Raw genomic sequence first — 16,225 nt, forward strand, 5'->3', positions numbered from 1 at the left:
CAGAAAGATTGACTTGTCTTCCCCTGTCTATGGATTAGCCTTGCATACCAGCAGTCCCCAACTAGGACTGGCCCTCTCTAATTTCCGCGATGATAGTCGTCAACAAACTTGGGACTTAGACAGGGATTTATCGAACCTATTCCACCCCTATCTAAAACAGTTCCTGGCTCCGCAAAAATGGGCAGATTTAGCCTTTCTCGCCGCCGCTAAGGGGCCGGGCAGCTTTACCAGTACCCGCATCGGTATAGTCACCGCTAGAACCCTAGCACAACAATTACAGCTACCGATTTTTACCGTCTCCAGTTTAGCGGCCTTTGCTTGGTCACAACGGCATTTTTACCCCGTCGATACCCATCTAGCCCTAGAAATGCCCGCCACTAGGGGACAATTGTATGTGGGCATCTATCGGGGTAATCGGGTTTATTTAGCTGATAGTCTGATGACTCCGGAACAATGGCAGCGCACTTTAGAAAACTTAACTATTCCCTATCAAAGATTAGCTACACCCAATTATTTAGGCATAAATGCCCCCGCTATCCTCGATTTAGCCTATTTGGACTGGCAAACAGGAAAACGCCCCCATTGGTCGGAGGCGCTACCATTTTACGGGATGTGATTAGCAATTCCCTCTTTTTTTCAAACTATAGCCAGCTAGTCCGAGGGTTACTAATCCTAAAACTGCGCTAGGTTCGGGTACGGGTTCAACGGAATAAATCGCCACATTGCGACTCACTTCATGGGCAACAATTAACAAGGGAGTACCATTGGGACTATCGGCAGCCGGGATAAATAATAATCCTTCGGGAGAGCGATCTCCCAATTGCCCATCGTTGATATAATTAGTGAACAAAGGATTACTAGGGTTGGTGATATCATAAACCATGAAACCGCCAGCCCTTTCTATTCCCACAAAACTATAGAGACGATTACCCACAGTTCCCACTGCTAAACCTTCCGGTTCTGGCCCGCGGTTATCGCTACGACTATCGAAGCTGCTAGGAGTACCATCGGAATTAAAAATACTAGCAGTTAGGGGAGTTGCCGAAAAAGCCGCTAAAATTTGTTCAAAATCATCGCCACTATCGAAGACTTGGGACAGTCCATTAGTGACATTCCAAATCGAAAAAGAACGACCACCATAGGCAAAAAGTTGGCTATATTGACCTTGGCCATTGAGTCCGTCGATGGTGGAAACATCTAAACGTCCGAGATTTTGGGCTAATTGCAATTGGGCCGCATTAGGGAAAGCATTGGGGTCTAAAGTTAGAGTAGAAACTCGTCCGGCCTCATCTCTAGTATCCCCTTCATTGGCAGTAATTAAATAGTTTTGTCCAGCGATGGTAAAGGTGGCGATCGTATCCGGCTGATATAAGCCAAAAACCGGCCAATTATTAATTCTCACTGCTGGGGAATTAGCCGCTCCTCCAAATACTACCCCATCTCGATCGCTAGGATCCAAACCATTACCCGGTGCGTTAAAATTTTTGGCTCCTAGGGGTAAAATACTGGTGACTTGAGCGTTAACAATATTGACTATTGCAATAGCATTATTTTCCTGTAGAGACACCCATGCAGTGGTTCCATCGTCGGAAACGGTGATGTATTCCGGTTCCACATCTTGGGAAACCGTTTGACCGGGAAAAATACGGACTCCCTGACTTCTGAAAGTGTTCTCTTGACCATTAAAACTGGTAAAGGTAGCAGTGTTGACGGTGGGATTGAGAACACCAGCACTAAGATCAATAATACTAACGGAACCATCGGGATTGACACCATTAGCTGGTTCCCCCTCGTTAGCGACCAAAACCCGATTACCGTCAGGAGTAAAGGTTAACATATCTGGTAAAGCGCCCACAGTCACCTGACTCTGAAAGACACCATTAGTATCGAAAAATACTACACTGCCGTTATTGGTAATCGGATTAGCTTCCATGGCCAGGGCCACGATACCATTTTTGATGGCAACGCTGTTAACCCCCGCACCGTAGGAGCTAAGATCGATCGATGGTAAGGGAATTGGACTAGCGGGATTGCTGATATCGGCAATATCTAGACGATTATTCGGACCGGTCAGGAATAATTTGCGACTAGCGGGGTCATAAGCGGGAATTTCTGCCCCGAAGTTATTAGCAGCAGTTGTACTATTGCCAAGACTGCTCAATCGCGTGATATTTAAAGCTGAGGCCGATTCGGTAACAATGTTGATACTGCCAGCAATTGACAGCAAGGTTAATAAAAATTTCCCATGGTGACGATAGATAGCATGAATCATATTTTTAGCTGAAAACCTGCAAAAAAAGGCTAAACAATCGCATTTTTTCAGACTCAAGTTAAAGGAAGATTAAACAGGAGAGAAATTAAGGATATCTTCAAAATTTGGCCGAGAACAGTAAAAGCGAACTAGGAAAACGGGTTACTCGCTCGCTTTTTAGTTGAACGGCTCATTTACCGGAGTGATAACATGGTTTAGTATAAGCTCGATCAATATGGAATCAAGACTCGTGTTATCTACTCTCCTAGCCGATTTCAAGATCATTTTTGAACGTGACCCCGCTGCCCGTAACTGGTTAGAGGTACTGTTTTGTTATCCTGGATTACAGGCTTTACTGTGCCATCGCTTCGCCCATTGGCTATATCAGATCGGGATTCCCTTTATTCCCCGTTTAATTTCCCATCTTGCCCGTTTTTTCACTGGTATCGAAATTCACCCCGGCGCCCAAATTGGTCAGGGTGTTTTTATCGACCATGGCATGGGAGTTGTCATCGGAGAAACCGCCATTGTCGGTGATTATGCCCTCATCTATCAGGGAGTTACCTTAGGAGGGACGGGGAAAGAAAGCGGTAAACGTCATCCGACTCTAGGGGAAAATGTGGTCGTCGGCGCTGGGGCTAAGGTTTTAGGTAATATTTATCTGGGTAATAACGTTCGCGTCGGCGCTGGTTCTGTGGTGCTGCGCGATATTCCTGCCGATTGTACCGTTGTTGGTGTACCCGGTCGTTTAATCTATCGGGCCGGGACGCGGGTGGAACCCCTCGAACACGGTGATTTACCCGACTCGGAAGCGGTGGCTATTCGCGCTTTGGTGGACCGCATCGAACAACTGGAAAAACAAGTGTACGAATTGCGGCTAGAACGGTCAAAAGAACCAGATTATCGGATTAATTGCCCAGTTTTAGCCCATTTAGAAGAAGAAGCGAGTCATAGCTTTTGTCCTGCGGCCGATCGAGATATGCGCGAGTTTCTCGAAAGATCGGTTTATCCCCGAGAATCTTCTGATATGATAGAAGACTCGTTTTCTAAGTAGCTGAAACCCATTTATCAAGGCTATGATTGTTAAGGACTACTTGGCACCGTCCGATGGCTCAAACTGACTCAATCCGTATCCGTGGCGCACGACAACACAATCTCAAAAATGTTGATCTCGAATTACCCCGCAATCAGTTGATTGTTTTTACCGGAGTTTCGGGATCGGGCAAATCTTCCCTCGCTTTCGACACCATTTTTGCCGAGGGACAGCGCCGCTATGTGGAGTCCCTCAGCGCCTACGCGCGGCAATTTTTAGGACAATTAGATAAACCCGATGTGGATGCGATCGAGGGTTTAAGTCCGGCTATTTCCATTGACCAAAAATCCACTTCCCACAATCCCCGCTCTAGTGTGGGAACTGTTACGGAAATTTACGATTACTTGCGTTTATTGTTCGGTCGTGCTGGTGAACCCCATTGTCCCCATTGCGATCGCAATATTGCCCCCCAAACCATCGATCAAATGTGCGATCGAGTGATGGAATTAGCCGAGAAAACCCGATTTCAAATCTTGGCCCCGGTAATTCGCGGCAAAAAAGGCACCCATAAGCAATTAATCTCTAGTTTGGCCTCCCAAGGCTTTGCCCGGGTGCGGATTGACGGCAAGGTAGTAGAATTATCCGAGGGCATCGAGTTAGATAAAAAACATTTTCATGATATTGAAATTGTTATCGATCGCCTGATCAAAAAAGAGGGTTTACAGGAAAGATTAGTGGATTCTTTAACCACTTGTTTAAAGCATTCCGATGGTGTAGCGATTGTGGAAATTCTCGATGAGAATAACGAAGATAATCCCGAAGTTACCAAAGAAATTGTCTTTTCCGAGAAATTTGCCTGTCCCGAACACGGGGCAGTTATGGAGGAATTATCCCCCCGTTTATTCTCTTTTAATTCTCCCTATGGTGCTTGTCCCAACTGTCACGGATTGGGCAGTTTACGGAAATTTTCGGCAGATTTAGTCATTCCAGACCCAAAACAACCAGTTTATTCCGCTATTGCCCCCTGGTCAGATAAGGATAATTCCTACTATCTTTCTCTCCTCTACGGTTTAGGGCAAGCTTTAGGTTTTGAAATCCAAACCCCTTGGCAGAAACTAACAAAAACCCAGCAAGATATCATTCTCTATGGGAGTAAAGAACCGATATATTTTGAAGATGATTACCGTTACGATACTGGCCGCGGTTACTATCGAGAATTTGCGGGAGTTATCAATATCTTAGATAGGAATTATCAAGAAACCACTTCGGAAGTTATTAAACAAAGACTAGAAAAATATATTGTTAACCAAACCTGCGAAGTTTGTCACGGAAAAAGATTAAAACCGGAAGCTTTATCGGTACGTTTAGGACAATATACGATCACGGATTTTACCAGAGTTCCCATTCGGGATTGTTTGCAGAGAATTAATGATTGTCATCTAACCCCAAGACAGGCATTAATTGGAGAATTGGCCCTGAAAGAAATCAAAGCGAGACTACAATTTTTAATCGATGTGGGATTAGATTATCTTACCCTCGATCGACCGGCGATGACTTTATCTGGGGGAGAATCCCAACGAATTCGATTAGCCACTCAAATCGGTTCAGGATTAACGGGAGTCTTATACGTTCTCGATGAACCTAGCATCGGATTACACCAAAGAGATAATAGTAAACTGTTAGAAACCTTGCAAAGATTGCGAGATTTAGGTAATACTTTAATCGTCGTCGAACACGATGAAGAAACGATTCGGGCAGCCGATTATGTGGTCGATATCGGTCCGAAAGCGGGGATTCATGGCGGAGAAATCATCTGTCAAGGCAGTTTTAAAACCCTTTTAAAGTCCAAAAAATCGATAACAGGGGCCTACCTATCGGGACGCAAAGTTATTGAAACTCCTCCCCAAAGAAGGCATGGAAATGGTAATGCTTTAGTTTTAAAAAATTGCCATCAAAATAACCTAAGAAATATCGATGTAACGATTCCTTTAGGAAAATTAGTCTCGATTACGGGAGTATCTGGTTCAGGCAAATCCACCCTAATTAATGAGTTATTATATCCAGCTTTACAACATCATTTAACCCGTTTAACTCCCTTCCCCAAAGAGTTAGATAAAGTGGAAGGATTGGACGCGGTTGACAAAGTAATTGTCATCGACCAATCACCGATAGGACGCACTCCTCGGTCAAATCCTGCCACCTATACGGGGGTTTTTGACATTATTCGCGAGATTTTCACCGAAACCATCGAAGCAAAAGCTAGGGGTTACAAAGCGGGGCAGTTTTCTTTTAATGTTAAGGGAGGACGCTGTGAAGCTTGCCTAGGCCAAGGGGTAAACGTCATCGAGATGAATTTTCTCCCCGATGTCTATGTGCAGTGTGATGTGTGTAAAGGAGCGCGTTACAATCGCGAAACCCTACAGGTTAAGTATAAAGGGTATTCGATCGCCGATGTCTTAGATATGACGATCGAGGAAGCATTAAAAGTCTTTGAAAATGTCCCCCGGGCCACCACCAGATTACAAACTCTCGTGGATGTGGGTTTAGGATACTGTAAACTCGGTCAAAGCGCCCCCACTTTATCCGGTGGGGAAGCGCAAAGGGTGAAATTAGCGGCCGAATTATCCCGACGGGCCACGGGAAAAACCCTATATTTGATCGATGAACCGACTACGGGTTTATCTTTTTATGATGTGCATCATCTCTTAGATGTGTTACAAAGATTGGTCGATAAAGGTAATTCGATTATCGTCATCGAACACAATCTCGACGTGATTCGCTGTAGCGATTGGATTATTGATTTGGGACCGGAAGGAGGGGATAAGGGAGGAGAATTAATCGCGGTGGGAACACCGGAAACCGTGGCTAAATGTGAACAATCCTACACTGGTCATTATCTTGCCCAAGCATTACTTCAATATCCCCCAAAAAAGCGGGATAATATTAGGGAAGAACACAGAGATAATAAAGCCAATGATCAAGATTAGTATTTAACTCTTGTTCGCTCTTAATTTCCTGACCGGTTTTCCAAGAATAAATTTTAATCTCTTGAAAGTAAGACCTTAACTGTCTTAATTGTTCTTTGGGGGTGGCGTAATAATTTTGCAGACGAAAATTATGGGGTTCATCCCGAATAATTGCATAGTCAGCAGTCAATAACTGTTCGTAGCTAAGAGAGGGATTACAGGCACGCAAAATCACCCAGAGGACTAAATTTACATAGCTACTAAAAGGATTGAAACTAATCTTTTTTTTCCAATCGAATTCTGGGATAATTCCCTGAAGATTATGACTAGAAAAGCAAAAATAACCGCCAGTTTTACCGATGCGGCTAATTTCCTCTAAAACTAGAAAACGGTCAGCAGGGGAAATATAATCAATGCCATTAAAACTAAAGAGAATAAAATCAAAATAATTATCGGCAAATTGTTCTAGATTTCTAGCATCGGCCACTTGCCAGACTAAATGGGGGAATTTTTGACGACAAGCGGCGATCATTTCCGCAGAATAATCAACACCGATATATTCTCCCACAAGAGGGGCAAAATACTTCGTAGTCCGTCCCGCACCTACCCCTAAATCAAGCATTTTCATGGTTGATAAACGCTCTTGCAGCAGAGTTAAAATTGTCTTTTCTGCTGGCTGTAGTGCGGTTAATTGGGCATAATAACCGACAATACTAGGGTCTCTATAGGTTTGCTGATTTTTATCCTTAATCATTCTCGATCGCTCTTTCCTCATAATCTGGCTGTTTTTCTCTTACTAATAATTCACCTTCCCAACCGCCAATTACTTCTTCAAATAAGCCTTCTTGCCATTGGCTAAATGTAGTTTTTTCTTCTTGTTCTTTTAGAGATATTGGCTGATCAACTAAGGTAACTTCTAAATCTGTGTTTTTAAGTTCAGGCGGTAAAGATATTTGTAATGTTCCATCTTCTCCTACATGGGTTTTAAAACTAATTGTTTTCATGGTTTCGGCTCAGGTTACTACTATCATAAGGATAGTGTGATATGTCCTCGTCTGACAAGGTGCGTCCCTTGGCGTCTTTTAACCATAAAGACATCTTCACCCCAAACAGGTTGGACATGGCAGAAACCACCATCCGATGAGAATGGTGATACATCCCACTCAAGACACCGTTACCCGGATCTATTCGAGATCGAACTCACGATGTTGCATAACCACGAGAAACTTGATATATTGGCAGTTGATAAATATTATTGAAAATTTACTGGAGACCTAAGTATGTTATCAACTGATGTCAGACAAAAATCAATGATTAAGAGAATTGAGCAAGTTGTTTCTATTTTAATGGAAGACCGCCCTTTCTTTAAAGAGGAACTTAATTATTCAGAAATAGTGAAACATTTGGTTGAATTATTTGAGAAAAATTTACCTTTTGAGGAATTTAACACTATGTCAGAGGCAGAATTGAAAGAGCATTGTAGCTTTATTATGTCCACAGAAATCCTGTCAAAAATTGGCGGCAATTTTACTCCTGAACAAATGGCTATTTTCGATGAAGCAATTAAGCGTAAATAGGTAATTATGAGTTATTTGTTAGATACTAATTAAGCGTAATCTTGAAATTTATCAAAAAATTGAAGATGTCAAAGCTCAAAGAAAAAGTATCTTTATCAGTTGCATTACTTATTTTGAAATTAAGAGGGGATTTTTGGCAGTTGCTGCACCTAAACAAAGAGAAAGATTTAACCAACTTTGTCATGATTATCAAATTATTTTATCAGATGATTTAGCTATTTTAGAAAAAGCATCTGAAATTCATGCTGATCTTAGATTAAGAGGATTACCCATACAAACAGAAGATATTTTAATTGCTGCTACTGCTATAGTTAAAAGTTTAATTGTTGTTTCTAATGACGGTGATTTATTGAGGGTTGAAGGATTAAGTTTAGAGAATTGGGTAGAGTTATAAATTAAACCCAATCTTTAATTCATCCGCCATATTTTAATAGCTTGAGTCAGTAAAGACGTGCGTTACACTACGTTAACGCAGCCTACAAAATCGGCGTACTGCTACGCAGTGTCTTCGGCATCGCACTGTAAGGATGGGCGGTGATTTTTCCTGTGTCACTATCAAAATTAGGAGAAAGTGGCCTAATATATATATGAGGGTGCTTATTTCCTATTAAAAACCGCCAACAACCCAATGAAAACTTTAAATCAGAATCCCTGGCAAGTAGAGGGAGGAGAAACCCTACCCCTACTTTACGAAATTGATCAACATCTTTGGTTAGAGGAAACAATAAAACTCCTCAAGGAAAATCGCTTAGATGAATTAGATGTAATCCATTTAATTGAGGAATTAGAAAGCTTGAGTAAAAGAGATAAAAACCGAGTCAGTAGCTTACTTGAACAAGTGATCAGGAATTTATTACTTTTACAATATTGGACAACAGAAGCCGAAATAAATCGGAATCATTGGCGAGCGGAAATTATCGGTTTTCGCACGCAATTAAGAAAATGTTTAACGACGAATTTACAGAATTATTTGGCTGAGGAATTACCGATAATCTATCAGGATGCTTTCGATTATGTTCAACAAAAAACTCGGTTTTCTGGCGATTTTCCCTCAGAATGTCCTTACAGTTTAGAGCAATTATTAGATAAAAATTGGTTTCACTGTGAAGATTAGACATTAAACATGATAAAATAATCAAAGAAAACCGTTCTAAAACCACGGGGTTTTTAACCCAAATTTGCGATAACTAAGATGCGCTTAAAATATCAACTCGGAATCAGTGCAGATTTTTAGCTCTTTTGTCCCATCTACAAGGATAGCATTTTCCAAAAGTGATAAAAGAGGTGTAAAGTTATTTTATAGTAGTTGTCTTTGATAGCCTGGAAATTGTCCTGACGACTTCCCAAATTGCTTCCCACCTGACCCACTGTCCCAACCGCCAGTTGGCGAAATTTGATTATATCCTGCTCAACCAGCGCCATCCCGGTTGAGCGAGTTCGCCGTCGCTTGTCAGCCATCTGAGCGGACGCTTGCAGCGATCGCCTGGTTTCAAATTGAGTTACGCGCAAGATCAGGTATTTTTATTTGAGCAACGCTAAGAGAGAAAAAGCAGCGGGGATCAAATATCTGTATAAAGTGCTACGATAATCTAAGATTTCATTAAAGGTTAGATTATCAAACGCCGACTCAGGACTATCAAGGTCGGAAAGCCTCGTTCGATAGTCTGAGCAGAGGCAAGACAATCGGTTAGAACTTATTGACTATCTGAGACTGTCCAATCGTTGGAATCGACTTCGGGTATGAGTGAGGATATCGATCCGCAATTGTCAGGGTAACACCAAATCCCCTTGATCCAGTGCAGTTGACAACCCTTCTGGTTCGTAGTGACCACTTCAGTCGTCCCTGATGATAACTGGGTTTTGCTAACTGGATTTAGGATAAACCTGCCTTAGTGCGGTTTTGTCGTTACTTGTCTAACAATTGTTGCTATTTCACTAACTACCTTATTTTTTATGGTTAAAAATTATGGCAAGCAAATCTTATTCAATGGTGCAAAATTACCTAATCGGAACAACCGGAACGGGACTAGATCAAACGGTTGAAAGAATTGGCAGAGATCCAGGACTCGCTGGTGCCAATCTCGGTACAAATATTACGGGTGGAATGACGGCAGCTAATGGATTAAATCAGTTAATCTTAGAAGCCAAACAAGCCACTGGAGTCGCTAGTAACGGCATTTTTACTGTCAGTGACGTAACCGCGATTAATGCCTGGATTCGTGCCAACCGTTTAGCAGAATTTACTGCTCTCCACGGCGATGATGACGGTACAACAGAAACAGGGTTTCATTTAGTCCAAAATGACGGAGCGACTCAACAGTATCGCAATCAGAATTTAGTTGATACGGTTTTTGATGGCATTTATCACATTGGTTTCCTAATTGAAAATGGCAGCTTTGTCAATGAAGATGGTAACGCCAATGCCACTGTCACCCAAGTAGCGGATTGGCTAACCCAATTTTATACAGATCGGGCAACAACTAATACCGGACTTGATCAGATTACGGAATTAATTATTGCTGATCAGGGTTTAGCGCAAAATATACCTTGGCAAGAAATTGCTGGCGGTGCTGATGCTGCCAATGGACTGAATGATTTATTAAAAACAGCGATTACCACCTACAATCTCGCCGCCGATGGTTCAATTTCCGAAAGCGATATTGCACAAATTAACAATTGGATTCGCTCCGATGCCACCCGTTATAATACTTTTGTTGTTCTGCATGGGGATGATGACGGCACAACAGAAACTGGCTTCCATTTAGTTCAAAATGACGGCGCTCAGACCACATATTTTGCGAAAAACCTAGTTAATACTGTTGCCGACGGAATCTATCATATTGGCTTTCAGATCCAAAATGGGCGATTTCTCAACGAAGATGGTGCAGCTAATGCCACAGTCAAGGACGTAGCAGATTGGGTAACATATTTTTACGTCGATCAGTCCACCACTGGCACCGGATTAGATAAAATTGTCGATACCATCAAAATTGATACTGGCTTAGCCAAGTGGACAAATGCGGGGGATATTAACGCCGGAGCCGCCGCCGCCGACGGACTTAACCATCTATTAGTCGATGGCGTTACAGCTACAGGCATCGCTGCTGATGGCTGGATTACCAGCGATGATATTCGCACCCTCAATCAGTGGGTTCGCACTAATCACTATGACGAATTTATCCTCCTCCACGGTGACGATGAGGGAAATGAGGAAACAGGCTACCACCTGGTACAAAATGACGGAGCGACAACCCAATACTTCGGTAAAAATTTAGTCAATACCGTAGCCGATGGACTCTATCATATTGGCTTTACCATCGAAGAAAATCGTCTCGTCAACGAAGACGGCGATGCCAATGCTCGCCTTAATGATGTTGCCAGTTGGCTCAACTATTTCTATCTTCAGAAAACCATTATTTACGGTGATAACTCTAGCGACACGATTACAGGTACGAATCTTGCCGAACACCTGATGGGTTACGGGGGAAACGATATTCTCAATGGTGGCGGCGGCGATGACCTAATCGATGGAGATTGGGGGTCTGACACTTTATCGGGTGGGGTTGGTAATGACTTCCTCTATGGCGGCGCAGACAATGACCAATTAGATGGAGGCGAAGACTCAGACACTTATTATGTCTCCGGTAATCTAGCCGGAGGCTGGTCGAGTTTCCAAGGCTACGACATCTATAGCGATACCGGCACCTCTGGGGTGGATAAAATTGTGGCTTTGGGTACAGGAGACGTGGACCTGGGGATTCTTTCCTTTAGCACCAATAGTGGCATTGAAACCATCGACGGAACAGGAGTAACAGGAAAAGTCACCATTGTCGGTGATTGGAGTGCCAATAACCTCGACTTCTCTAATACTGCTTTCGTCGGTGACAATATCCAAATCAATGGCTATTGGGGGAATGATAATATCACTGGCAATACCAGCAATAATGTCATTATTGGTGGCGGTGGTGATGACAAACTGAACGGTGGTAACGGTTCCGACAATTACCTCTATACCGGCTATCAAAGTAATGATTGGAGTACCTTTGAAGGCTATGACACCATTACAGATACAGGAACCACTGGGACAGATACCATCGTCGCCAAAGGTACGGGTAATGTGGATATTGGTCTCAAGGGTTTTGATGTCAATAGTGGCATTGAAACCATCGACGGAACAGGAGTAACAGGAAAAGTCACCATTGTCGGTGATTGGAGTGACAATAAACTCGACTTCTCTAATACTGCTTTCGTCGGTGACAATATCCAAATCAATGGCTATTGGGGGAATGATAATATCACTGGCAATACCAGCAATAATGTCATTATTGGTGGCGGTGGTGATGACAAACTGAACGGTGGTAACGGTTCCGACAATTACCTCTATACCGGCTATCAAAGTAATGATTGGAGTACCTTTGAAGGCTATGACACCATTACAGATACAGGAACCACTGGGACAGATACCATCGTCGCCAAAGGTACGGGTAATGTGGATATTGGTCTCAAGGGTTTTGATGTCAATAGTGGCATTGAAACCATCGACGGAACAGGAGTAACAGGAAAAGTCACCATTGTCGGTGATTGGAGTGCCAATAACCTCGACTTCTCTAATACTGCTTTCGTCGGTGACAATATCCAAATCAATGGCTATTGGGGGAATGATAATATCACTGGCAATACCAGCAATAATGTCATTATTGGTGGCGGTGGTGATGACAAACTGAACGGTGGTAACGGTTCCGACAATTACCTCTATACCGGCTATCAAAGTAATGATTGGAGTACCTTTGAAGGCTATGACACCATTACAGATACAGGGACAACTGGGACAGATACCATCGTCGCCAAAGGTACGGGTAATGTGGATATTGGTCTCAAGGGTTTTGATGTCAATAGTGGCATTGAAACCATCGACGGAACAGGAGTAACAGGAAAAGTCACCATTGTCGGTGATTGGAGTGCCAATAACCTCGACTTCTCTAATACTGCTTTCGTCGGTGACAATATCCAAATCAATGGCTATTGGGGGAATGATAATATCACTGGTAGCACTGGTAATGATGTCATTATTGGTGGCGGTGGTGATGACAAACTGAACGGTGGTAACGGTTCCGACAATTACCTCTATACCGGCTATCAAAGTAATGATTGGAGTACCTTTGAAGGCTATGACACCATTACAGATACAGGGACAACTGGGACAGATACCATCGTCGCCAAAGGTACGGGTAATGTGGATATTGGTCTCAAGGGTTTTGATGTCAATAGTGGCATTGAAACCATCGACGGAACAGGAGTAACAGGAAAAGTCACCATTGTCGGTGATTGGAGTGACAATAAACTCGACTTCTCTAATACTGCTTTCGTCGGTGACAATATCCAAATCAATGGCTATTGGGGGAATGATAATATCACTGGCAATACCAGCAATAATGTCATTATTGGTGGCGGTGGTGATGACAAACTGAACGGTGGTAACGGTTCCGACAATTACCTCTATACCGGCTATCAAAGTAATGATTGGAGTACCTTTGAAGGCTATGACACCATTACAGATACAGGAACCACTGGGACAGATACCATCGTCGCCAAAGGTACGGGTAATGTGGATATTGGTCTCAAGGGTTTTGATGTCAATAGTGGCATTGAAACCATCGACGGGACAGGAGTAACAGGAAAAGTCACCATTGTCGGTGATTGGAGTGACAATAAACTCGACTTCTCTAATACTGCTTTCGTCGGTGACAATATCCAAATCAATGGCTATTGGGGGAATGATAATATCACTGGCAATACCAGCAATAATGTCATTATTGGTGGCGGTGGTGATGACAAACTGAACGGTGGTAACGGTTCCGACAATTACCTCTATACCGGCTATCAAAGTAATGATTGGAGTACCTTTGAAGGCTATGACACCATTACAGATACAGGAACCACTGGGACAGATACCATCGTCGCCAAAGGTACGGGTAATGTGGATATTGGTCTCAAGGGTTTTGATGTCAATAGTGGCATTGAAACCATCGACGGGACAGGAGTAACAGGAAAAGTCACCATTGTCGGTGATTGGAGTGCCAATAACCTCGACTTCTCTAATACTGCTTTCGTCGGTGACAATATCCAAATCAATGGCTATTGGGGGAATGATAATATCACTGGCAATACCAGCAATAATGTCATTATTGGTGGCGGTGGTGATGACAAACTGAACGGTGGTAACGGTTCCGACAATTACCTCTATACCGGCTATCAAAGTAATGATTGGAGTACCTTTGAAGGCTATGACACCATTACAGATACAGGAACCACTGGGACAGATACCATCGTCGCCAAAGGTACGGGTAATGTGGATATTGGTCTCAAGGGTTTTGATGTCAATAGTGGCATTGAAACCATCGACGGAACAGGAGTAACAGGAAAAGTCACCATTGTCGGTGATTGGAGTGACAATAAACTCGACTTCTCTAATACTGCTTTCGTCGGTGACAATATCCAAATCAATGGCTATTGGGGGAATGATAATATCACTGGTAGCACTGGTAATGATGTCATTATTGGTGGCGGTGGTGATGACAAACTGAACGGTGGTAACGGTTCCGACAATTACCTCTATACCGGCTATCAAAGTAATGATTGGAGTACCTTTGAAGGCTATGACACCATTACAGATACAGGGACAACTGGGACAGATACCATCGTCGCCAAAGGTACGGGTAATGTGGATATTGGTCTCAAGGGTTTTGATGTCAATAGTGGCATTGAAACCATCGACGGAACAGGAGTAACAGGAAAAGTCACCATTGTCGGTGATTGGAGTGACAATAAACTCGACTTCTCTAATACTGCTTTCGTCGGTGACAATATCCAAATCAATGGCTATTGGGGGAATGATAATATCACTGGCAATACCAGCAATAATGTCATTATTGGTGGCGGTGGTGATGACAAACTGAACGGTGGTAACGGTTCCGACAATTACCTCTATACCGGCTATCAAAGTAATGATTGGAGTACCTTTGAAGGCTATGACACCATTACAGATACAGGAACCACTGGGACAGATACCATCGTCGCCAAAGGTACGGGTAATGTGGATATTGGTCTCAAGGGTTTTGATGTCAATAGTGGCATTGAAACCATCGACGGGACAGGAGTAACAGGAAAAGTCACCATTGTCGGTGATTGGAGTGACAATAAACTCGACTTCTCTAATACTGCTTTCGTCGGTGACAATATCCAAATCAATGGCTATTGGGGGAATGATAATATCACTGGCAATACCAGCAATAATGTCATTATTGGTGGCGGTGGTGATGACAAACTGAACGGTGGTAACGGTTCCGACAATTACCTCTATACCGGCTATCAAAGTAATGATTGGAGTACCTTTGAAGGCTATGACACCATTACAGATACAGGAACCACTGGGACAGATACCATCGTCGCCAAAGGTACGGGTAATGTGGATATTGGTCTCAAGGGTTTTGATGTCAATAGTGGCATTGAAACCATCGACGGGACAGGAGTAACAGGAAAAGTCACCATTGTCGGTGATTGGAGTGCCAATAACCTCGACTTCTCTAATACTGCTTTCGTCGGTGACAATATCCAAATCAATGGCTATTGGGGGAATGATAATATCACTGGTAGCACTGGTAATGATGTCATTATTGGTGGCGGTGGTGATGACATTCTTATCGGAGGATTAGGGTCAGATCAACTAACGGGAGGTGAAGGTCGGGACCGTTTTATCTTCAACACCTTTGATGAAATCGGTCAAGGCGCAAACCAAGACAAAATCCTCGATTTCAATACTGGTCTTGATACTATTGACATCTCTGGCATCGATGCCAACTCCCTCAACGATGGTAATCAGAGTTTCACGTTTATTGGTGCCTCGGATTTTTCAGGTCAAGCGGGACAACTGCGCTATATTGACATCTCTGCCATCGATGCCAACTCCCTCAACGCTGGTAATCAGAGTTTCACGTTTATTGGTGCCTCGTATTTTTCAGGTCAAGCGGGACAACTGCGCTTTGACGGCGGTATCCTTTGCGGGGATACCAACGGCGATGCAGTCAGCGACTTTCAATTGGCGGTCGCTGGAGTGTATAGTTTACCTGTCACCAGTATAGTGCTGTGACATCCTCTGGTTTGAGGCAATACGCTCTTACTGCATTTAAATGAGTGTTAGCAGAAGTCCCTCGCTTTTAGTGATGGGACTTCTGCTGATACCAGATTAAATTGTATTCAGAGCAGATAAAGCATCAAGGATGAAGGGAAATCCCGTGGGAGAAGCAACCCTCTGGGGTGTTACTTCTTAAACAATTATCTTTCGCTCTCGGTTTTTGCTCTGTTCTTTCCCCTTACTAGGGGTTTATTCTCCAAATCCTGC

11 protein-coding genes are annotated in these 16,225 nt (G+C 43.1%); 7 read left to right on the forward strand and 4 right to left on the reverse strand.

The annotated features are described in order from the left end of the window. The first annotated feature begins 13 nt into the window (after positions 1 to 13). Positions 14 to 616 (forward strand): tRNA (adenosine(37)-N6)-threonylcarbamoyltransferase complex dimerization subunit type 1 TsaB, encoded by a 603-nt coding sequence (gene tsaB / locus B5D77_RS04010; protein ID WP_008202250.1) that lies wholly within the window; start codon positions 14 to 16, stop codon positions 614 to 616. On the opposite strand, the gene B5D77_RS04015 is transcribed toward tsaB, so the two are convergent. Further along, positions 617 to 2,272 carry a choice-of-anchor I family protein gene (locus tag B5D77_RS04015; protein ID WP_008202253.1) on the reverse strand — a complete coding sequence of 552 codons (1,656 nt, stop codon included), beginning with the start codon at positions 2,270 to 2,272 and terminating at the stop codon, positions 617 to 619. It abuts the gene before it with no gap. A gap of 214 nt (positions 2,273 to 2,486) precedes the next feature. Here B5D77_RS04015 and cysE point away from each other — a divergent pair, with 214 nt between their 5' ends. Next, positions 2,487 to 3,305, forward strand: a complete 819-nt coding sequence (gene cysE / locus B5D77_RS04020) for a serine O-acetyltransferase (protein ID WP_008202254.1) — start codon at positions 2,487 to 2,489, stop codon at positions 3,303 to 3,305. Between the two features lie 53 nt (positions 3,306 to 3,358). Next, positions 3,359 to 6,271 carry an excinuclease ABC subunit UvrA gene (gene uvrA, locus B5D77_RS04025; RefSeq protein WP_106908322.1) on the forward strand — a complete coding sequence of 971 codons (2,913 nt, stop codon included), beginning with the start codon at positions 3,359 to 3,361 and terminating at the stop codon, positions 6,269 to 6,271. Here the strand turns inward: uvrA and B5D77_RS04030 are convergent. Together B5D77_RS04030 and B5D77_RS04035 are read right to left on the reverse strand one after the other, a co-directional pair. Further along, the gene (locus tag B5D77_RS04030; RefSeq protein WP_106908323.1) at positions 6,228 to 7,004 is read right to left on the reverse strand and encodes a class I SAM-dependent methyltransferase; all 777 of its coding nucleotides are present in this window, start codon (positions 7,002 to 7,004) and stop codon (positions 6,228 to 6,230) included. The two genes, uvrA and B5D77_RS04030, sit on opposite strands and share 44 nt — an antisense overlap. Continuing rightward, a complete protein-coding gene (locus B5D77_RS04035; protein WP_008202260.1) occupies positions 6,997 to 7,254 on the reverse strand; it encodes a hypothetical protein in 258 nt (85 codons plus the stop codon). The genes B5D77_RS04030 and B5D77_RS04035 overlap by 8 nt, the downstream gene beginning before the upstream one ends. Before the next feature lie 276 nt (positions 7,255 to 7,530). Here B5D77_RS04035 and B5D77_RS04040 point away from each other — a divergent pair, with 276 nt between their 5' ends. From B5D77_RS04040 to B5D77_RS04050, 3 genes are all read left to right on the forward strand, one after another. Beyond that, positions 7,531 to 7,827, forward strand: coding sequence for a hypothetical protein (locus tag B5D77_RS04040; protein WP_106908324.1), 297 nt, complete (start codon positions 7,531 to 7,533; stop codon positions 7,825 to 7,827). Between the two features lie 22 nt (positions 7,828 to 7,849). Next, on the forward strand, positions 7,850 to 8,221 hold the full coding sequence (locus B5D77_RS04045; protein WP_106908325.1) for a PIN domain-containing protein: 372 nt from the start codon (positions 7,850 to 7,852) through the stop codon (positions 8,219 to 8,221). A gap of 234 nt (positions 8,222 to 8,455) precedes the next feature. After that, positions 8,456 to 8,941, forward strand: a complete 486-nt coding sequence (locus tag B5D77_RS04050; protein WP_106908326.1) for a DUF29 domain-containing protein — start codon at positions 8,456 to 8,458, stop codon at positions 8,939 to 8,941. 134 nt (positions 8,942 to 9,075) lie between these two features. Here the strand turns inward: B5D77_RS04050 and B5D77_RS04055 are convergent, their stop codons facing one another. Then, entirely contained in the window at positions 9,076 to 9,336 is a 261-nt protein-coding gene (locus tag B5D77_RS04055) for a hypothetical protein (protein ID WP_254053031.1), read from the reverse strand. 457 nt (positions 9,337 to 9,793) lie between these two features. Here B5D77_RS04055 and B5D77_RS26455 point away from each other — a divergent pair, with 457 nt between their 5' ends. After that, a complete protein-coding gene (locus B5D77_RS26455; RefSeq protein WP_216824536.1) occupies positions 9,794 to 15,973 on the forward strand; it encodes a calcium-binding protein in 6,180 nt (2,059 codons plus the stop codon). The last annotated feature ends 252 nt before the right edge of the window (positions 15,974 to 16,225 follow it).

The organism is Microcystis sp. MC19 (assembly GCF_003019735.1).
Classification (GTDB): Bacteria; Cyanobacteriota; Cyanobacteriia; order Cyanobacteriales; family Microcystaceae; genus Microcystis.